At 71.5% G+C, this 19,535-nt stretch carries 15 protein-coding genes, 2 tRNA genes, 1 other RNA gene and 1 pseudogene; 15 read left to right on the plus strand and 4 right to left on the minus strand.

All coding sequences use genetic code 11. The annotated features are described in order from the left end of the window. The first annotated feature begins 171 nt into the window (after window positions 1–171). On the plus strand, window positions 172–1,050 hold the full coding sequence (locus IF12_RS0101145) for an alpha/beta fold hydrolase (protein WP_030144431.1): 879 nt from the start codon (window positions 172–174) through the stop codon (window positions 1,048–1,050). 148 nt (window positions 1,051–1,198) lie between these two features. Here IF12_RS0101145 and IF12_RS0101150 read toward each other — a convergent pair whose 3' ends face one another. From IF12_RS0101150 to IF12_RS0101160, 3 genes are all read right to left on the minus strand, one after another. Next, window positions 1,199–2,305, minus strand: coding sequence for a hypothetical protein (locus IF12_RS0101150; RefSeq protein WP_133884132.1), 1,107 nt, complete (start codon window positions 2,303–2,305; stop codon window positions 1,199–1,201). Between the two features lie 321 nt (window positions 2,306–2,626). Next, window positions 2,627–2,714, minus strand: a tRNA-Ser gene (locus IF12_RS0101155). Window positions 2,715–2,737: 23 nt separating this feature from the next. Beyond that, entirely contained in the window at window positions 2,738–4,096 is a 1,359-nt protein-coding gene (locus tag IF12_RS0101160) for an MFS transporter (RefSeq protein WP_051703817.1), read from the minus strand. A 117-nt stretch (window positions 4,097–4,213) separates the two neighbouring features. On the opposite strand from IF12_RS0101160, the gene IF12_RS0101165 reads away from it, so the two are divergent. From IF12_RS0101165 to IF12_RS22505, 6 genes are all read left to right on the plus strand, one after another. Then, the gene (locus IF12_RS0101165) at window positions 4,214–5,632 is read left to right on the plus strand and encodes a PLP-dependent aminotransferase family protein (RefSeq protein WP_030144434.1); all 1,419 of its coding nucleotides are present in this window, start codon (window positions 4,214–4,216) and stop codon (window positions 5,630–5,632) included. 119 nt (window positions 5,633–5,751) lie between these two features. After that, window positions 5,752–5,845: signal recognition particle sRNA small type (gene ffs, locus IF12_RS24610), an RNA gene on the plus strand. Further along, window positions 5,843–5,918 (plus strand) — tRNA-Thr (locus IF12_RS0101170). The genes ffs and IF12_RS0101170 overlap by 3 nt, the downstream gene beginning before the upstream one ends. A gap of 275 nt (window positions 5,919–6,193) precedes the next feature. Further along, complete coding sequence (locus tag IF12_RS0101175; protein WP_030144435.1) at window positions 6,194–6,577, plus strand: group 1 truncated hemoglobin; 384 nt, start codon at window positions 6,194–6,196, stop codon at window positions 6,575–6,577. A gap of 4 nt (window positions 6,578–6,581) precedes the next feature. Further along, on the plus strand, window positions 6,582–7,685 hold the full coding sequence (locus IF12_RS0101180) for a globin domain-containing protein (RefSeq protein WP_051703818.1): 1,104 nt from the start codon (window positions 6,582–6,584) through the stop codon (window positions 7,683–7,685). A 46-nt stretch (window positions 7,686–7,731) separates the two neighbouring features. Beyond that, window positions 7,732–8,307 (plus strand): DivIVA domain-containing protein, encoded by a 576-nt coding sequence (locus tag IF12_RS22505; RefSeq protein ID WP_166659556.1) that lies wholly within the window; start codon window positions 7,732–7,734, stop codon window positions 8,305–8,307. Between the two features lie 61 nt (window positions 8,308–8,368). On the opposite strand, the gene IF12_RS0101190 is transcribed toward IF12_RS22505, so the two are convergent. Continuing rightward, on the minus strand, window positions 8,369–9,841 hold the full coding sequence (locus tag IF12_RS0101190; protein WP_051703819.1) for an RICIN domain-containing protein: 1,473 nt from the start codon (window positions 9,839–9,841) through the stop codon (window positions 8,369–8,371). Between the two features lie 360 nt (window positions 9,842–10,201). On the opposite strand from IF12_RS0101190, the pseudogene IF12_RS0101195 reads away from it, so the two are divergent. From IF12_RS0101195 to IF12_RS0101230, 8 genes and pseudogenes are all read left to right on the plus strand, one after another. After that, window positions 10,202–12,279 (plus strand): annotated as a pseudogene (locus IF12_RS0101195) (DNA polymerase III subunit gamma and tau). A 5-nt stretch (window positions 12,280–12,284) separates the two neighbouring features. Beyond that, entirely contained in the window at window positions 12,285–12,623 is a 339-nt protein-coding gene (locus tag IF12_RS0101200) for a YbaB/EbfC family nucleoid-associated protein (protein WP_030144440.1), read from the plus strand. 137 nt (window positions 12,624–12,760) lie between these two features. Further along, window positions 12,761–13,357: a recombination mediator RecR gene (gene recR, locus IF12_RS0101205; protein WP_030144441.1), complete on the plus strand. Its 597-nt coding sequence runs from the start codon at window positions 12,761–12,763 to the stop codon at window positions 13,355–13,357. Window positions 13,358–13,613: 256 nt separating this feature from the next. Continuing rightward, window positions 13,614–15,356, plus strand: coding sequence for an ABC transporter substrate-binding protein (locus IF12_RS0101210; protein ID WP_030144442.1), 1,743 nt, complete (start codon window positions 13,614–13,616; stop codon window positions 15,354–15,356). A 22-nt stretch (window positions 15,357–15,378) separates the two neighbouring features. Next, window positions 15,379–16,386, plus strand: coding sequence for an ABC transporter permease (locus IF12_RS0101215; protein ID WP_030144443.1), 1,008 nt, complete (start codon window positions 15,379–15,381; stop codon window positions 16,384–16,386). Beyond that, complete coding sequence (locus tag IF12_RS0101220) at window positions 16,383–17,345, plus strand: ABC transporter permease (RefSeq protein WP_030144444.1); 963 nt, start codon at window positions 16,383–16,385, stop codon at window positions 17,343–17,345. Before IF12_RS0101215 ends, IF12_RS0101220 begins: the two co-directional genes overlap by 4 nt. Further along, window positions 17,345–18,484 (plus strand): ABC transporter ATP-binding protein, encoded by a 1,140-nt coding sequence (locus IF12_RS0101225; protein WP_133884133.1) that lies wholly within the window; start codon window positions 17,345–17,347, stop codon window positions 18,482–18,484. The genes IF12_RS0101220 and IF12_RS0101225 overlap by 1 nt, the downstream gene beginning before the upstream one ends. Further along, window positions 18,481–19,521, plus strand: a complete 1,041-nt coding sequence (locus IF12_RS0101230; RefSeq protein ID WP_081912882.1) for an ABC transporter ATP-binding protein — start codon at window positions 18,481–18,483, stop codon at window positions 19,519–19,521. Before IF12_RS0101225 ends, IF12_RS0101230 begins: the two co-directional genes overlap by 4 nt. Window positions 19,522–19,535: the final 14 nt, after the last annotated feature.

The raw sequence follows: 19,535 nt of genomic DNA on the forward strand, positions 1-19,535 counted from the left end.
GTGAAACGGGGCGGGACCGAATGGTCCCGCCCCGTTTCGCGTGCGCGGCGGGTTGCCTCGACCCCGCATGAGATGCGACACCGATCCTCGCCCGGGGTGCGAAGTGGCCTGCAATGTCCCACTATCGTCCCCTTGGAGACATACGAGGATTACTTGCGCATTGGAGAACGTATGAACCGCAAGAGGATCGGGACGTCCGCGGTGGCCCTGGCCGGCTGCGTGATGGCCGGGGCGCTCGTCGGCTGCGACGATTCGCCGGAGCTCGACGCGATCGACCAGATCGAGGCGGAGCTGTTCACTGGCACCAGGACGTTCACCATCGGGGGCGACACGGTGAACGTCTCGTGCTCGGGCAGCTTCGTGACCGACGGGCCGACCGTGGTGCTCCTGCACGGCGGCGGCGACGACCTGACCGCGATGGCCGACTTCCAGGAGGCGATCAGCGCCGACGCCCGGGTGTGCTCCTACGACCGGCTCGGCGCGGGCGCGAGCGACCAGCCCGAGGGACTCCAGGACTTCGCCGCGGTCGGGGAGACCCTGGACGGGGTCATCGAGGCGGTGGCCGGCGGCGAGCCCGTCGTCCTCGTCGGCCACTCGATGGGCGGCCTGATCGCGGGCAGGTACGCGCCCGACCACACCGACAAGGTCGCCGGCCTGGTGCTGCTGGACGCGACCCCGCCGACCGGGGCGGGCGACCTGGAGGAGCGGATCCCGGAGGACGCGGACGGGGCCGCGGGCGAGCTGCGGGCCGGGACGCTCGCGTTCTACGCGGGCGAGAACCCCGAGCAACTGGTCTTCGCCGACGGGGAGGTGCGGTCGGCGGGCGACGTCCCGGTGCGGGTGATCCAGCACGGGGTGCAGTACCTCGCAGAGGCCGAGCCGGACTACGGCCAAGGCCTCGAAGAGGACTGGACGGCGGGCCAGAACGCCTGGCTGGGACTCTCCAGCGACAGCCGGCTGGACACCGCCGAGGACAGCGGGCACTACATCTACCTCGAAGCGCCCGACGTGGCCTTGGAGGCAGTGGCCGACGTGCTCGCACGAGCCTGAACACATGCGCCCGCCCGGCGGTCCGCGTCGGACCGCCGGGCAGGCGCAAACTGAGCAGCGTCCAGGGACGCAAGGGCTGAGCCCCACAGAGCGGGCGGTGCGGGAGGGACCTTTCGGACCCTCCCGCACCGCCTGATCTGTGGAGTGGCTACTCGCAGGTCCAGACGACCGCGTTCGTGACCGGCAGGTCGGCTTCGTCCGTTTCGATGTAGACGCTCCCGGCGATCAAGGTGCCGTCGGCGCTGATCTCCTGCGCGTAGTCGCCGTGGACCCTGGCGTCCGGGTCTACGACGCCGGGCAGCTCGACGACCGTCGCACCGGCCTGGTAGGCCGCGAGCGTGGGCGTGCCCGGCACGTATCCGGCGACGGTCCCGTCGGCGCTGACCGACACTTCCAGGTCGAGGGCGGTCCGCTCCGCGGTGCCCTCGGCGAGGTTCCAGCGGACGCCCAGGGGCTGCGTGCCCGCGCCCGGCACGAAGTACTGGCCGGAGGCCCAGTCGCCGTTGAGGTCCGTGGCGAGGGAGAAGGACTCGGCCGGGTCGGCTCCCTCGGGAACCGGCAGCGCGGCATGGGTGCCGTCGGGGTGCCACGTGTACGCCGAGGTGGTGCCGTTCTCGTCGTAGACGGCCCCGACGATCGTGCCGTCGTCGCCGATGTCCTGGGCGCTGCCCGAGATCGCGCCGTCGGGCAGTGTCAGCTCGACGTACCCGGACCCGTCGGCGGGCCACAGGAGCGGGATGCCGCCGTCGAAGGACGCGCCGCTGCCGACGACGTCGCCGCCCTCGTTGATTCCCAGCGCCCGCCCGCCGTCCTCGGCGACGGGCAGTTCGGCGAGCGTGCCGTCGCTCCAGATATAGGGGACGTCGCGCCCCAACGTGTTCGTCGAGTACCCGGTGCCGGTCCCCGAGGAGTTCACGTCGTGGATTCGCGGGTGGTCGCCGGGCATGGGCACGTCGGTGACCTCGCCGTCGGCGTACAAGCGCGGAAAAGCGCCGAGACCGTCGGGCCAGCTCTGGTCCAGCGGCAGCGCGTAGTAGGCGATGACCGAGCCGTCGTCGCTCATGCCGCTGACGGAGGTGGACACCAGGCCTTCGGGGATCGGCAGCGCCTCCCGGGAGCAGGTCTGGGCGGTGGCGGGGTCCTCCTCGGCAGACGCGAACTGGGACGCGACCACCGTGGTTCCGGCAGCCGCGGCGGCCGCGATTCCGGCCGCGAGCAGCTTGCGTGCGGTGCGTCGTTTCACCGTGGTCTGCATGTTGTCGTCCACCTGTTCTGTAGGAATCTGATCGGCCGCCGGCCGAACTGGACCGCGGATCCGCAGGTCCGGCAATTCGTACAGAGTGTGCTGGATCGGGTCGGTTTTCAAGGCGGACGACAGGCGGGACACCGGCAGGAGGCCGCCACCGGGAGCAACCACGGAAGAAAGAACGCCGAGGCGTACGCCTCAGCGGTGCCGCCGACCGGATCGGCGGATTCGTCCGGGGGAGTGGGTAGGCCGAAAACCAGGCCGTCGAGACCCAAGCGAAAACGCCGGGGCTCGCACATAAGTGCAGCTCCGGCGTTTCCTGCTGGTCAGTGGCGGAGGATAGGGGATTCGAACCCCTGAGAGCTTTCACTCAACACGCTTTCCAAGCGTGCGCACTAGGCCACTATGCGAATCCTCCGCCGGGAAGCTTACCGGATCGCCTCAGCGGTGCTGATCCGGGTTGTTCGACGTGACCTGCGTTGCGTCGGCATCGGATGCGTCCGCTTCGACCTCGCCCGTCACGGGGCCGTCCGGCGTCGCGGGCAGGTCGCGGAGGCGGATCACCGGGGACAGGAAGAGCGCGATCAGGACGGCCCCGGAGCCGATCGCCGCCACCGTCAGCGCGCCGTGGGCGCCGATCCGGCCGGCCAGCAGCCCGGCGGACAGGCCGCCGAGCGCACCGCCGCCGAACAGCAGCGTGCGGAAGACCGCCGTCATCCGCGCCATCAGCGACTGCGGCGTGCTGGCCTGCCGGAGGCTGACGATGACGACTCCGGCCACGCCGAGGCCGAGGTAGGTGGTGAAGAAGGACAGGACGAACATGCCCACCATCACCGGCCGGGGCCCGGCGGCCACGACGATCAGGGTCGGCCCGATCAGCAGGGCCGACTGGGCGACGAGGTAGACCATCCCGAGTCGGAACCGCCGGATGACCCTGCGGGAGATCACCGCCCCGATGAGGCCGCCCACCGAAGCGGTGGCGAGGATGCCCCCGAGGGTCGTCGAGTCCAGGTGCAGGTCGCGAGTTCCGTACAGCAGGAACATGGTCCATACGGTGACCATGGAGAAGTTGCAGCAGAACCCGATCAGGGCGAGCGAGCGGAGGACCGGATCGCCGATCACCCAGCGCAGGCCGTCGCGCAGCTCGCTCGGCAGATGCCGCTTCGCGGGCGGCGCGGGCCGCGGCTCTGGCGTGCGGATGAGCAGCAGCGAGACCAGGGACACCAGGTAGGAACCGGTGTTGACGATGAGCGCGACGGGAGCGGTGACGGCGCTGATCAACAGGCCCGCCAGTCCCGGGCCCGCCACCTCGGCGGTCGAGGAGCTCATCCCCATCTTCGCGCCCGCTTCGACATAGTGCTTCGGGTCGCGCACGAGCGCGGGCACATAGGCCATCCAGCTCACGTCGAACAGCACCGAGGCGATGCCGACCGCGCAGGCGATCACCAGCAGCCAGGACATGTCGAGCGCGCCCCTCCAGTAGAGGAGGGGCACCAGCGCGAGCAGGACCGCCCGGGCGAGGTTGGCGCCGAGCATGATCGGCCGCCTCCGCACCCGGTCGGCCCACACCCCGAAGACCAGCGCGAGGCCGAGGTACGGGACGAGTTGCAGAAACCGCAGGACGCCGACCTGCTCGTCGCTGGCGTCGAAGGCGAGGATCGCGGTCAGCGGCAGGGCGAGGTTCGTGACCTGCGTCCCGAGCAGCGAGACGGACTCGCCGAACCAGAACTTGAGGAAGTCGCCGTTGCGCCACAGGCCGCCCTCGGCGGGCTTGTGCGGGGGAGTGAGCGTGGTGGTCATCGCCGTGCTCGTCCGAACGCCGGTCCGCAGTCGGTGTGCCCGGCCCGACCGTAGGGATCGGTCTCGCCGGTCCGAAGCGTTTCCGACGCCGATGCAGTAGCGCTACTATGGTCTCTCATGAACAACAGTAGCACTTCTGACGAGTTGCTCGACGGTCTCCGCGCGCTGCTCACACGGCTCACGCCGGGCGAACGACTGCCGACCAGCCGAGACCTCGTCAAGGAGTACCGGGTCGGGCCGGCGACCGTGGCCCGGGCCATCGCCGCCCTCGCCGCCGAGGGCGCGGTGGTCACCCGTCCCGGCAGCGGCACGTTCAAGGCCGCGCGGAACCGCATCGACGCGGCCGAAGGCGACACCGACTGGCAGACCGTCGCCCTCGCCGACCGCGCCGTCGACACCAGCCTGATCGCCGACCCGCTCGGACCGGCGCCGGAGGGCACCATCGCCATGGACGGCGGCTACGTGCACCCCTCGCTCCAGCCCACCCGCGCGCTGAGCGCGGCGCTCGCCCGCGCCGCCCGGCACCCGCAGGCCTGGGACCGCGCCCCGGCCGGCGGCCTCCCGGCACTGCGCACGGTCTTCGCCCGAATCGTCGGCGGCAGCGTGACGGCCGACGACGTGCTGGTCACCGCCGGAGGGCAGAGCGCCCTGTCGATCGCGTTCCGGGCCATCGCCGGACCGGGCAGCCCGATCCTGGTCGAGTCGCCGACCTACCCGCTGGCGCTGGCCGCCGCCCGCGCCGCGAAGCTGCGGCCGACACCCGTGCCGACCGACGCCGACGGCCTGCGCCCCGACATGCTGGCCGACGCCTTCGCGATGACCGGCGCGCGAGTGCTGTACTGCCAGCCGACCTTCCAGAACCCGACCGGCGCCGTAATGTCGCCCGAGCGGCGCCGCCAGACCCTCGACATCGCCCGCGCCGCGGGCGCGTTCGTCATCGAAGACGACTTCGCGAGGCACCTCGGGCACGGCGGCCCCGTGCCCCGGCCGCTGGTCGCCGACGACGCCGACGGAACGGTCGTCCACGTCACCTCGCTCACCAAGCCCGCCGCGCCGGGCCTGCGGATCGGAGCGCTCGCGGCCCGCGGCCCGGTCATGGAGCGCATGCGCGCGGTGCGCCTAGTCGACGACTTCTTCATCAACCGGCCACTCCAGGAGGCCGCGCTGGAGGTGCTCAGCTCACCGTCCTGGGACCGGCACGTGCGCACGCTCGGTGCAGCGCTTCGCGAGCGGTGCGCCGCGTTGGCCGCCGCATTGGCCCGGGAGGTCCCCGAGGCGACCTTGGCGCGGCTGCCGACGGGCGGACTGCACCTATGGGTCCGCCTGCCGTCCGGCGTCGACGACGCCGCGCTCGCCGGCGCCGCCCGACGGCGAGGGGTGGCCGTGAGCGCGGGCGGGCGGTACTTCGCCACCGAGACCCCGGCGCCCCATCTGCGCATCGGGTTCGCCGCGACGGCCGATCTCGCGGAGCTGGCCGAGGGCGCCCGCCGGTTGCGGGCCGCGCTCGCCGAGCTCGGCCCGAACGGGCGGGGTTGAAGGCGCGACCGCGTCCGGCGCCGGTCCGTGCCCGCTCCCGGTCCGACCGAGACGGTGACCTCTGCGACCTTCGGGGCTCGCCCGCTACTGGATCGCCGCCGCCGTGCGGTAGGCTATTGCCCGTCCCTCATGCGGCGTCATCTTGTGAACCTCCCCAGGGCCGGAAGGCAGCAAGGATAAGCGGGCTCTGGCGGGTGCGTGAGGGACCCAGCCGCCTTAGCTCAGTCGGCAGAGCGATTCACTCGTAATGAATAGGTCGACGGTTCGATTCCGTCAGGCGGCTCCATCAAGACCCTGTTCAGCAGGGTCTTTTTTCTTGCCCGCGGCCCGTCCCGGGTCGATCTCGCCGGGCGGTCCTCCTCGCCCTCCGGCCGGCGGCGCGCCGGCCCGAAACCTCGGAGACGGACACCTTGTGCGTGTGCCCGCGGTAATCGCCCATTTACGATCTGCCCATGGGCCATGGCAAACCGTGGAAAGCTCACGATCACTATGGCCCCTTTGCGACAGTGCCGGTAGGCTCTGCTCGCAAACACCGATTATCACCCCTAAGGATGAAACGTCATGACCGGAACCGAAGCACCGACGCTGTCCGCTTACGAGCGAATCGGTGGAGCCCCCGCGGTCACCGAGACGGTCGAGCGGTTCTACCGCCGCCTGCTGGACGACCCCGAGCTCTCCGGATTCTTCGCCGACACCGACCTGGCGATCCTCAAGCGCCACCAGGTCGCCCTCATCTCGCAGGTCCTCGACGGCCCCAAGTCCTACGAGGGCCGCGAGCTCGCCGAGGCCCACCGCGGCATGGGCATCACGGCCGGGCAGTTCGAGGCCGTCGGCGCCCACCTCGTCGCCGTCCTCAACGAGCTCGAGGTCCCGCAGGACATCATCGAGGCGGTCGTCAAGGTCCTCGCATCGGTCGCCCCGGACGTCATCGGGACGGACGACTAGTCGCATGATCGACGCCGAACGGCTGAAGAAGAACTGGAGCCTGGTCGCCTCCCACGGCGACCAGGTCCCGCTGTACTTCTACTCGACGCTGTTCCTCACCCATCCCGAAACGCGCGACCTGTTCCCCATGAACATGGCCGCGCAGCGCGACAAGCTCGTGACCGCGCTCGGGGCCGTGGTCAGCAACGTCGACACCATCGACGCGGTCGTCCCCACCCTCCAGGCGCTCGGGCGCGACCACCGCAAGTTCGGGGCGCTGCGCGGCCACTACCCGGCCGTCGGCGAGGCGCTGGTGGCGACTCTCGAGCACTTCAGCGGCCCTCACTGGACGCCCGCCATCGCCGCGGACTGGACGGCGGCCTACGGCCTCGTCGCCGCGACCATGGCCGACGCCGCCGACGCGGCCGCCCACTACACGCCGCCCTGGTGGGACGCCGAAGTCGTCGCCCACGAGCGCATCGACCTCGAGACGGCCGTGATCACCATCGACCCGGGGAACCGGATCGACTACCTCCCCGGCCAATCGCTCACGCTGTGCACGAACCTGCGCCCGCGCGTCTGGCGCCACTACACGCCGGCGAACGCCCCCAGGGCGGACGGCACCGTCGAACTGCACGTCCGCGCCGTCGACGGCGGCGAGGTCTCGACCGCGCTGGTCTCCCTCGTCCGCCCCGGCGACACCCTCAGGGTCGGCCCGGCCGTCGGCAACGGGCTCACCCTCCGCCCCGGCCGCGGCCCGGTCGCCATGATCGCCGGCGGCACCGGCATCGCCCCGATGAAGGCGCTCGTCGAGCAGATCGCCGCCGCCCCCAGGCACACGACCCTGTACTGGGGCGCGCGCAGCCCCGCGGGCCTGTACTGCATCGAGCCCATGCGCGCCCTCGCCGCCGCGTACGACTGGCTCGACCTCGTGCCGTGCGTCGACGAGGACCTGTTCGGCGAGATCCGCTCGGGCTCCCCGGCGGAGCTGGCCGTCGCGCACGGCCGCTGCGCCGGCGCCGATGTCTACCTTTGCGGGCCGCCGGGAATGGTGGAGTCGAGCAGGAAGCACCTGGTCGGCTCCGGCATCCGGGCGGAGGCCATCCACTTCGAGCCCTCGGGCGAGTGAGAGAGGACGTTCCATCATGTACAACTACCGGTCGTCCGGTGTGAAAGTGACCGTCGGACAGGTCAACAACGCCAGGTTCTCCATGACGAGCCTGACGCGGCGCGGCTACCAGCCCGACGAGGTCCACCGCTTCCTCGAACGCGTGGCCGACGAGCTGGCCAGCCGCGACCAGCGCGAGGCCGCCCTGCGGACCGACGCGGAGAAGCTGAAGGAGGCGCTGCGGTCCTGGCAGTCGCAGCAGAACTCGCAGCGGCTCCAGAGCGCGTCCCCCGTGACGCCGACCTCGACGGCCGTCAACCTCGTCTCGCAGGCGCAGCAGCAGGCCGAGAGCTTCGTCAACCAGGCGCAGCACTACTCGCGCCAGATCATCGCCCAGGCGAGGGCCCAGGCCTCCGAGCTCATGCGCCAGACCCAGGAGCGCGCCAAGGGCGAGGCGGACCGGGCCGTCGCCGAGTACCGCCGGGGCAACGACGGGCGCCACGACCGCGCCGCGGAGGACCGCATCAGGCAATTGGTGCGCGCCCGCAGCTTCCTGGAGGCCGTGGAGGTCGCCGAGGAGCAGCTGCGCCTGACCCGTGAGGGGCTTGAGCACGAGGTCGCGAAGCTCCAAGACGAGTCGTGAGCGCCGCCGGGGCCGGCGCGCGAGCGGCGCCCGCCCCGGAGGGGGCGGGCGCCTTCTCGGACTAGAGGTACTGCGCCAGGATCGGGGTCAGGAGGTTTGCGATCTTCGCGTGCCCGGCGTCGTGCGGGTGCACGTTGTCGCCGGTGTCCGCGACCGGGTCGACCCAGCCGACCGTGTCGACGTAGTGGACCTTCTGGTCCCCGGCCGCGTTGCGGGCGGCCACGGCGTTCTGGACCTCTTGCAGCAGCCGCTCCCTGAAGACCCCCATCGCGAGGATCTCCGCGTCCGGGTACGCCTGCCGGGCCCGCTCCAGCAGGAGCACGTAGTCGCTCTGGAACTCGACCGAGGACACCTTGTTATTGGTGCCCAGATTGATGACGACCAGGTCGGTCTCGTAGGTCGAGAAGTCCCACATCTCGTCGAAGTCCTGGTTCGTCGTGCGCAGGAACCAGTCGACCATGCCCCGGCAGTCGGCGGTCGAGACGCACGCGCCGCCCTCGGCCACCTGCATGTGCGACGCCCCGAGCGCCTCGGCCGACAGCCACGGGTAGGTCGTGAACGGCCGGTCCCCGTTCGGCTGGCCCACGGTGATCGAGTCGCCGATGAACTCGATGTGGTGCTCCGGGCGCGCGATCGACACGGTCGCCCCGCCGCTCGCCAGGAGGAACCCGCCGAAGGCCGGGTCGCCGGTGTAGGACCCGGCGCGCTCGCGGAAGCCGATGCGGATCGTGTGGGTGCCCGAACCGAGCCCCGAGCGGATCGTGACGTTCCCGGAGGCGTTGCGCAGCCACGTCTCCGCGCCGCCGTCGACCGAGTACCACAGGTCGATGGTGCCGCGGAGCTTCACGCCGATCGAGGAGCCGGTGAACGCCGACTCGACGTACCCGCCGGCCCAGCCCATCGTGTAGTACGAGGAGTCGGCTCTGCTCCAGCGCCCGTAGTACTGGAGGTTCGCGTCGGTGACCGAGCCGTCCCCGGTCGCGCCGGTCGAGCCGACCGGGACGAGCTGCCAGCGCTGCGCCGCCAGGTCGTTGCGGTCGTACTGGGACACGCGGCTGCCCGCGCTGGTGGCCCATTCCCAGTTGTCGAGGGCCTTGCCGGAGTTGCGGTTGACGAGCTCGACCGAGCCGCCTGACACGGCGTTGACTTGCCATTGCTGGTTGGTGCCGTTGTTGTCGGTCCACTGGACGATGTCGGCGCCGTTCTCGGTGGACTTCGCGTAGACGTCGAGGACCTGACCGGAGTGCCGGGCCTGGATCCGGTAGTGGCCGCCGGAGTCGACGAAGCGGAACTGCTGCTCGGCGGCGTCGGAGGGGGCGGCGAGGACGGCGGCCGCGCCCGCGGTCGCCGAGCCGTTCTGGATGCTCACGGCCAGGCCCGAGTGCTCGTTGACGATCCGGTACCAGGTGCCGGTCTCGACGGCTCCGGCCGGGGAGGTGCCGATGACGGTGAGGCTGACGGCGCAGGCGGTCACGACCGCGGCGGCCAGCCAGCGGGCGAGCCGCCGGCGGCGGGGAGGTGCGGGGGTACGCAACGCGGACTCCTTCTATTGAAACGTTTAAATGTGTGTGTACTCCATGAGGATATCGGTAACATCCGTTCGAGGCCACCCCTCGCGACCCCTCACGGCCTCCCCTTGCGACCCTCCCTCACAAGCGCGTCCCTCGGCCCGAACAGCGACGCCGCCGCTCCCGCGGGCCGGCCTGTGCCGCTCGCTCCAAGACCACCGGTCGCGCCGCCGAACGTCGGACCCAGGCCGTACCCTGGCTTCAGGCGAGCCGCGAACCGGCTCGGCACAGCCCCGGGCGGGCGCCGCCCGGGACCGCACGGAACGGGCACCGCCCGAGAGAGCAACGAGGCGCCGCCCCAAGGGCGCGTCGACCTGGAGGATGACGTGGCACTCGCGCTGTACCGCAAATACCGGCCGCAGACCTTCGCCGAAGTCGTCGGCCAGGAGCACGTCACCGAACCGCTCATCAACGCCATCCGCGCCGGGCGACTCAACCACGCCTACCTGTTCTCCGGGCCGCGCGGCTGCGGCAAGACCTCCTCGGCGCGCATCCTCGCCCGCTCCCTCAACTGCGCCCAGGGCCCCACGCCCGAGCCGTGCGGGGAGTGCCGCTCCTGCCGGGCCCTCGCGGCCGACGGCCACGGCTCGGTCGACGTGATCGAGATCGACGCGGCCAGCCACGGCGGCGTGGACGATGCGCGCGAGCTGCGCGAACGCGCCGTCTTCGCGCCCGTGGACTCGCGCTACAAGATCTACATCATCGACGAGGCCCACATGGTCACCGCCGCCGGCTTCAACGCGCTGCTCAAGCTCGTGGAGGAGCCGCCGGAGTACGTCCTGTTCATCTTCGCGACCACCGAGCCCGACAAGGTCCTGCCGACGATCCGCTCGCGCACGCACCACTACCCGTTCCGCCTCATCGCGCCGCCCGCGATGCGCGAGCTGTGCCGCAAGCTCTGCGACGAGGAGGGCGCGGTCGTCGCCGAGGACGTGCTCCCGCTCGTGGTGCGCGCCGGCGGCGGCTCGGCCCGCGACACGCTCTCGGTCCTCGACCAGCTCATCGCCGGGGCCGGCGCCGAGGGCGTCACCTACGAGCGGGCCGCCGGGCTCCTCGGGGTCACCGACGCCGGGCTGCTCGACGAGATGTGCGAGGCCTTCGCCGCCGCCGACGGCGCGGCCGTCATGGAAGTGGTCGAACGCGTCGTCGAAGGCGGCCACGACCCGCGCCGCTTCGCCGGGGACCTCCTCGAACGCCTCCGCGACCTCATCGTGCTCACCCAGGTCCCCGACGCGGGCTCGCTCGGGCTCGTGGACGCGCCCGCCGACCAGCTCGCGAAGATGACCAGCCAGGCCACCCGCATGGGCACCTCCACGCTCACTCGCATGGCCGAGGTCGTCGCCGCGGGGCTGGCCGGGATGCGCGGCGCGACCGCGCCGCGGCTCCTGCTCGAACTCGCCTGCGTGAGAGCGATCCTGCCCGGCTCGGACGAGTCCATGGCCGGGCTCATGCAGCGCCTCGAAACCCTCGAACAGCGCGCCGCCGGAGCGGCCTTCGCCGAACCGCGCCCAGCGGCCGCACCCGCCGCGACCGCGCCTGCCGCACAGGCGCCCGCCGCGACCGGCCCCGCCGCCGTCCGCAGCGCCCTCGCCAAACCAGCCGAACCCGCCAAACCGGCCGAACCCGCTGAGCCCGCGAAGGCCGAACCCCCGGCTCCCGAACCCGCACCGGCCGCCGCGAGCGCCCCGCCGCGAGCACCCGAGCCGCCCGCGGACGAGTGGGCCGAGGCGGCCCCCGCTGTGCCCGAGCCCGCTGCGGCCGCGCCCTCCGGCGAGGTCAGCGTCTCGGCCGCCTCGATCCGCCGCCAGTGGGACCGGATCATGATGGCCGTCAAGGACCGCAAGCGCACCACCGCCGCGCTCCTGTCGGAGGCCACGGTCGCCGACGCCACCGACAACGAGGTGGTCCTCGCCTTCAAGCACGCCTTCCACGCCGAGAACCTCCAGAAGGAGCCCGCGTACGGCATCGTCGTGCAGGTCTTCAACGAGGTCCTCGGCGGGACCTGGAAGATCCGGTGCGAGGTCGGGGAGGTCGCGAACCTCCCAAAAGCGGGGCCGGGAACGGCGCCGGCCCCGGCGCCTAGGAGCCCGGCCCCCTCCGCCGCCCGATCGTCGAGCGCCCCCGCGCAGCGCGCCCCGGCCGCCCGCTCGCACGAGGAGCCGCCGCCGGACGACTACGACGAGCCGAGTCCTGACGACCCGGTCGCGCCCGGCGGCTTCGGCACCAGCGAGGAGCAGGCCGTGAAACTCCTCGCCACCGCGTTCGGCGCCAAGCAGATCGCCTGAGCCGACCGGCCGTTCGCGGTGGGGCGCCTCGCGCCGCGGCGTGCTCGGCGGGTGGGCGTCGGCGCGGGCGGCTAGGCTGGCCCAAGGAACCGGACCCCGACAGCCACGGCGAGGAGTGAGCGACATGTTCCCAGGCGGAGACATGCAGAAGCTGTTGCAGCAGGCGCAGCAGATGCAGGCCGACATGCTGGCCGCGCAGGCCGAACTGGCCGAGACCGAGGTCAGCGCCTCGGCCGGCGGCGGGCTCGTCACCGCGACCGTGACCGGCGACGGCGACCTCGTCGGCGTCAAGATCGACCCGAAGGCGGTCGACCCCGAAGACGTCGAGACCCTCGAAGACCTCGTGCTCGCCGCGATCCAGGCGGCCACCGAGGACGCCAAGCGCATCGCCGCCGAGAAGATGAGCCCGCTCGGCGACGCCCTCGGCGGCATGACCGGCGGCCTCGGCCTCCCCGGCATGTAGCCGGCGCTCCGAGCCCGGAGCGGCGCCCGCACCGCGACCGGGCGGCGCGCCGCGCCCGACCCGCTTCGCCCCCGCGCGGACCGGGCCGAGCGCCTTCCCACACCGACCACGTTCGAGCGGCGAGAAAAGAGAGTTCCTTGTACGACGGGGCATTGGGCGACCTCATCGAGGAGCTGGGCCAGCTGCCCGGCATCGGGCCGAAGAGCGCCCAGCGGCTCGCCTTCCACCTGCTCGCCTCCGAGAGCGCCGAGGTCGAGCGGCTCACCTCCGCGCTCGAGCGCGTCAAGGCGCAGGTCCGGTTCTGCGAGACCTGCGGCAACGTCACCGAGGCCGAGCAGTGCGGGATCTGCCGCGACCCGCGCCGCTCCGAGGCGCTCATCTGCGTGGTCGAGGAACCCAAGGACGTGCTCGCGATCGAGCGCACCGGCGAGTTCCGCGGCCGGTACCACGTGCTCGGCGGGGCGATCAACCCGCTCGAGGGCATCGGCCCCGACGACCTGCGCATCCGCCAGCTCATGGTGCGCCTCCAGGCCGGGGAGACCAAGGAGCTCATCGTCGCCACCGACCCCAACACCGAGGGCGAGGCCACCGCCACCTACCTGGCGATGCTCATCAAGCCCATGGGCTTCAAGGTCACCCGCCTCGCCAGCGGCCTGCCGGTCGGCGGCGACCTGGAGTACGCCGACGAGGTCACGCTCGGGCGGGCCTTCTCCGGCCGCCGCGACATGGCCTGAACGCGGCCGCGACCATGGCCGCAACCGAGGCGATGCAAACGGTTTCACCGCCGTTCGCCCGCTCGCCGCCTCCCGCGTCGACTTTTTCGATCTCGTTGCGCCCCAACGCATCTCAGACCCATGCGAGCTGTGCGGTTTGGGTAACAATAGTCGCCGGAACGGTCACGATCGCATAACGCTTAACAGTGTCGTAACTCACCTTGACCTAGTCTTGGGCTACCTCCGAATACCCAACGACCGACGGGTGAGACAACCTATGCGCACGTCACCAATCCCAGTCAGGCGCGCCCTGGCCGCAGCGGCGGCAGCCGCGATGGCTCTGGGCCTGTTCACCGCCTGCGGATCCGACGGCGGCTCCGAAGGGGACGCCAGCTCCGCGGAAGACTTCGACTTCTCCTGCCCCGAGCGGACCGACGGCGACCCGGCGCCCGACGAGGCGGCCAACGAATCGCAGCCGTTCGTCTTCGGCGCCCCCGGCGACCCGTCGAGCATCGACCCGGTGCTCGCCTCCGACGGCGAGACCTTCCGCGTCACCCGCCAGCTCTACGAGACCCTCATCGACACCGAGTGCACCGACAACGTGCCCGGTCTCGCCGAGTCCTGGGACCAGAACGACGAAGGCACCGAGTGGACCTTCCACCTGCGCGAGGGCGTGAACTTCCACGACGGCACCGCGCTCGACGGCGCGGCCGTCTGCGCCAACTTCGACCGGTGGGCGAACTTCAAGGGCGGCTTCCAGTCCCCGAACTTCAGCTACTACTACTCGGCGGTCTTCGGCGGCTTCGCCGAGAACGACCCCGAGATGGGCGTGGAGTACGAGCCGATCTACGCCGGCTGCGAGGCCGACGGCCTCACCGCCACGATCAGCCTGACGAAGTACACCTCCAGCTTCCCGGGCGCGTTCAGCCTCTCCTCCTTCTCGATCATCAGCCCCGCCTCGCTTGAGGCGATCGCCGACGTCGAGCTCCCGTCCGCCGACTCGCCGCTGCCGGAGTACTCGCAGACCGCCGGCACGCTCGCCGGCACCGGCCCGTACACCCTCACCGAGTGGGACCACAGCGAGCAGCAGGTCACCCTGACCCGCAACGACGACTACTGGGGCGAGACCGCGAAGGTCAAGACCCTGATCTTCCGCACCATCTCCGACGAGACCGCCCGCCGCCAGGCCCTCACCGCCGGCGACATCCACGGCTACGACCTCGCCGCCCCCGCCGACGTGCAGCCGCTGCTCGACGACGGCTACCAGGTGCCGATCCGCGGCGTCTTCAACCTGCTGTACCTCGCCTACACCCAGGGCCACGAGCCGCTCGAGGACCACGCCGTCCGCGAGGCGCTCTCCTACGCCGTCGACCGCCAGCGCCTGGTCGACTCGGTGCTCCCGCCGGGCGGCCTCATCGCCACCCAGTTCCAGCCGCCGAGCCTCGAAGGCTGGTCCGAGGACGTCGTGACCTACGAGTACGACCCCGAGAAGGCCCAGGAGCTGCTGGCCGAGGCCGGCCAGGAGGACCTGACCCTCGAGTTCTGCTACCCGACCGACGTGACCCGGCCGTACATGCCGGCGCCGAAGGACATCTTCGACATCGTCGCCGAGAACCTCAAGGAGGTCGGCGTGACCGTCGAGGCCAGGCCGATCACCTGGGTCGAGTACATCCCGGCGACGCGCAGCGGCGAGTGCCCGCTGTACTTCCTGGGCTGGACCGGCGACTTCGCCGACCCGTACAACTTCCTCGGCACCTGGTTCGCGGCCCCCTCGACCGAGTGGGGCTTCGACAACCAGGAGGTGTTCGACGCCATCGCCGAAGCCAACACCGAGCCCGACCAGGACACCCGCGTGGACCTGTGGAAGACCGCCAACGAGCTGATCATGGAAGAGCTCCCGGGTCTGCCGCTGACCTCCTCGCCGCCGTCGATCGCGTTCGCGCCGAACGTGTACCCGCCGGACGTCTCCCCGCTGACGCAGGAGAACTTCGCGCAGGTCTACTTCACCGCCGACGCCTAACAGAAACCAGTAACAGCCGAATATGCTGCGCTACACCGTTAAGCGCCTCCTGCAGTTGGCCGTGGCGCTCTTGGGACTCTCTCTGCTCCTGTTCGCGTGGTTCAAGGCCCTTCCGGGCGGACCCGAGAACCGGCTGCTCCCCGAGAACGCCACGGACCAGCAGCGGGAGGCGCTGCGGGCGGCCCTCGGGCTCGACGAGCCCGTGTGGGTCCAGTACGGGGAGTTCCTCGGCCGGATCGTCCGCCTCGACTTCGGTTCCTCGTTGTCGAGCGGGCGGCCCATCGCCACCGAACTGGCCGACCGCCTGCCCGCCACCATCGAACTCTCGCTGGCCGCCATGGTCATCGCCGTCGGCATCGGCATCCCGCTGGGGTACCTGGCGGCGCGGCGGCGCGGCACCTGGATCGACTTCGGGTCGGTCTCGGGGTCGCTCGTGGGGGTGTGCATCCCCGTGTTCTTCCTCGCCGCCATGCTCAAGGTGGTGTTCGCGCAGGAGCTCGGCTGGCTGCCGACGGCGTTCCGGCTCTCGGCCGGGGCCTCGTACACGGAGGTCACGGGCCTGCGGGTGCTCGACGGGATCATCACCGGGGAGTTCGACATCGCCGCCGACGCGTTCTTGCACCTGGTGCTGCCGGCGATGGCGCTCTCCTCGATCCCGCTCGCGGTGATCGTGCGGATCACGCGGGCGAGCGTGCTCGACGTGGTCGGGGAGGACTACGTGCGGACCGCGGACGCCAAGGGGCTCAAGCCCGGCACGATCCGCGGGCGCCACGTCATGCGCAACGCGATGCTGCCGATCGTGACCGTGATCGGCCTGCTGCTGGGGAGCCTGTTCTCGGGGGCGGTGCTCACCGAGAGCGTGTTCGCGTTCGGCGGCATCGGCTCCTTCGTCTACCAGGCGACCACCGAGCGGGACTATCCGGCGCTGATGGGCTTCATCCTCATCATCGCGGTGTCCTATGTGGTGTTGAACCTGATCGTGGACCTCTCCTACGGATTCCTCGACCCGAGAGTGCGGGTGCGGAAATGACGACCGCCAAGATCGAGAAGCTCGAACGCCTCATCGAGGCGACCGCGACCGCGCGGGACGCGAAGACCGGTTCCCTGTGGCGCCAGTCGATCCGGCGCATGCGCCGGTCGCCGATGGCGATCTGCGGCGCGGTCATCGTGGCGCTGTTCGTGATCGTGGCCGTGCTCGGCCCGTGGATCGCGCCCTACGAGGCCTCCGCGCAGACCTGGGGCAAGGAGGTGTTCCTCAACCGGAACATCTTCCCCGGGCCGCGCCCGGAGAACTGGTTCGGCCTCGACCACCTCGGCCGGGACATGTTCTCGCGCATGATCGTCGGGGCCCGCCAGACCCTCCTGGTCGGCGTGGTCGCGACCCTCATCGGGTTCCTCGCCGGGGCGTTCATCGGCGGGATCGCCGCCGCCGCGGGCACCTTCGGGGGCCGCTGGGGCGAGCGCCTCGAAGCGGTCATCATGCGCTCGGTGGACGTCGCGCTCGCGATCCCCATGCTGCTGCTGGCGCTCAGCGTCGCGGCGCTGCTGGGCCCGAGCCTGTCCACGGTCATGATCGCCGTCGGGGTCGCGCAGATCCCGATCTTCGCGCGCCTGCTGCGCGGCTCGATGCTCGCGCAGGCGCACTCGGACTACGTGCTGGCCGCGATCGCCCTCGGGGTCCCCAAGGCGCGCATCGTGGTCTCGCACATCCTGCCCAACTCGCTGGGGCCGGTGATCGTGCAGGCCACGCTGGTGCTCGCCACGGCGATCATCGAGGCCGCGGCGCTGTCGTACCTGGGCCTGGGCAACCCCGACCCGGGCAATCCCGAGTGGGGCACGATGCTCGCCGACGCGCAGCGGTTCCTCTCGGGCGCACCGCAACTGGCGATCTACCCGGCGGTGGCCATCATCGTCACCGCGCTCGGCTTCACCCTCCTGGGCGAGGCCATGCGCGAATCGCTCGATCCCCGACTGAGAAGGCAGGAATAGTGGCACTGCTCGAAGTAGAGGACCTGCGGGTCGCCTTCGGCGCGGCCACCGCGGTCGACGGCGTCTCCTTCGCCGTGGACGAGGGCAAGGTGGTCGGGCTCGTGGGCGAGTCCGGCTGCGGCAAGTCCGTCACCAGCCTGGCGATCATGGGCCTGCTGCCGAAGGGCAAGGGCCGCAAGGCCCGCGCCGCGAAGTCCCGAAACGGCAAGGTGCCCGCGCAGGCGGAGGCCACCGGGCCCGAAGGCACCGGACCGGAGGGCGCGGCCGGAGACGGCGCGGTGCCGCCCGGCCATGGCGGCGCCGTCGCGGCGACCCCGCAGGGGATCGCGGTCGGCAGACGCAGCAACCGGGGCGGCGCGGACGTGTCGGGCCGCGCGGCCTTCGACGGCGTCGACCTGTTGACGCTGCCGCCCGCCGCGATGCGCCGCCGCCGCGGCGCCGACCTCGCGATGGTCTTCCAGGACCCCCTGTCGAGCCTGAACCCGGTCGTCCCGGTGGGCCGCCAGATCACCGAGGTCCTCGAACGGCACCGGGGCCTCAAGGGCGACAAGGCCGTCAAGGAGGCCGCGAACCTGCTCGACCGGGTCGGCATCCCCGACCCCCTGCGCCGCTTGAAGGAGTACCCGCACCAGCTCTCGGGCGGGATGCGCCAGCGGGTGCTCATCGCGATCGCGGTCGCGTGCGCGCCGCGGCTGCTCATCGCCGACGAGCCGACCACCGCGCTCGACGTCACCATCCAGGCGCAGATCCTCGAACTGCTCAAGGACCTCGTCGACTCCGAGGGCACGGCGCTGCTCATGATCACCCACGACCTCGGCGTGGTCGCCGGGATCTGCGACGAGGTGAACGTGCTCTACTCCGGCCGCGTGGTCGAGTCGGCGCCGGTGCGCGACCTGTTCGCCCGGCCCACGCACCCCTACACGGTGGGGCTGCTCGGGTCGATCCCGCGGCTCGACCTGGGCACCCACGAACCGCTGACGCCGATCAGGGGCTCGATCGCGGACGTGATCCGCTGGAAGGACGGCTGCGCGTTCGCGCCCCGCTGCGACCGCGTCGCGCCCGCCTGCGTCGAGGGCGAGCCCGCCCTGGTGGGCGCGCCGCACGCCCACCGCTGCGTCATGGCAGAGGAGATCGCATGAGCACCGAACCGCAGGCTCCCGAGGACGCCGAGCCGCAGGTCCCCGACGAGCCGGCCCCGGCCGCCGAGCCGCTGCTGGAGGTCGAGGACCTCGAAGTCCACTTCCCGATCCGGCGCGGCATCGTCGTCGAACGCGTCGTCGGGCACGTCCGCGCGGTCGACGGCGTCGGCCTCAGCGTCGACGCGGGCGGCACCTACGGCCTGGTCGGCGAGTCCGGTTGCGGCAAGACCACCTTCGGCAGGGCCGTGCTGCGCCTGGAGGAGCCGACCGCCGGCCGCGTCCGGCTCGGCGGCGACGAGGTCACCGCCCTCAAGGGCGAGCGGCTGCGGCGGTTCCGCTCGCGGATGCAGATGGTCTTCCAGGACCCGCTCGGCTCGCTCAACCCCAGGCACAATGTGGACATGCTGCTCGCGGAGCCGTTGAAGGTCCACGGGATCGGCTCGAAGGAGGAGCGGCGCAAGCTCGCGGTCGAGACCCTCGACGCGGTGGGCCTGCCCAAGTCGGTCATGGAGCGCTACCCGCACGAGTTCTCCGGCGGGCAGCGCCAGCGGCTCGGGATCGCGCGGGCGCTCATGCTGCGCCCGGACCTGATCGTGTGCGACGAGCCGGTCAGCGCCCTGGACGTGTCGATCCAGGCGCAGGTGATGAACCTGCTCGAAGAGCTCCAGGGCGAGTTCGGGCTGACCTACCTGGTGATCGCCCACGACCTCGCGGTCGTGCGCCACCTCTCGGACCGGGTCGGGGTCATGTACCTCGGCAAGCTCGTCGAGGAGGCCGACTCCGAGGCGATCTACGAGAACCCGCGCCACCCGTACACGAAGGCCCTGCTCTCAGCGGTGCCCCAACCGAACCCGGAGATCGAGGCGACCCGCGAGCGGATCATCCTCAAAGGAGACCTGCCGAGCCCGGCGAACCCGCCGAGCGGCTGCCGCTTCCGCACGCGGTGCCCGTGGGCAGAGGACGTCTGCGCCGAGGTCGAACCCGAATGGCGCGAGACCGCCGCCGGCCACAAGGTCGCCTGCCACTTCGACCTGTGACGGACGAAGGCGCG

The organism is Glycomyces sp. NRRL B-16210 (assembly GCF_000719515.1).
Lineage (GTDB): Bacteria > Actinomycetota > Actinomycetes > Mycobacteriales > Micromonosporaceae > Glycomyces.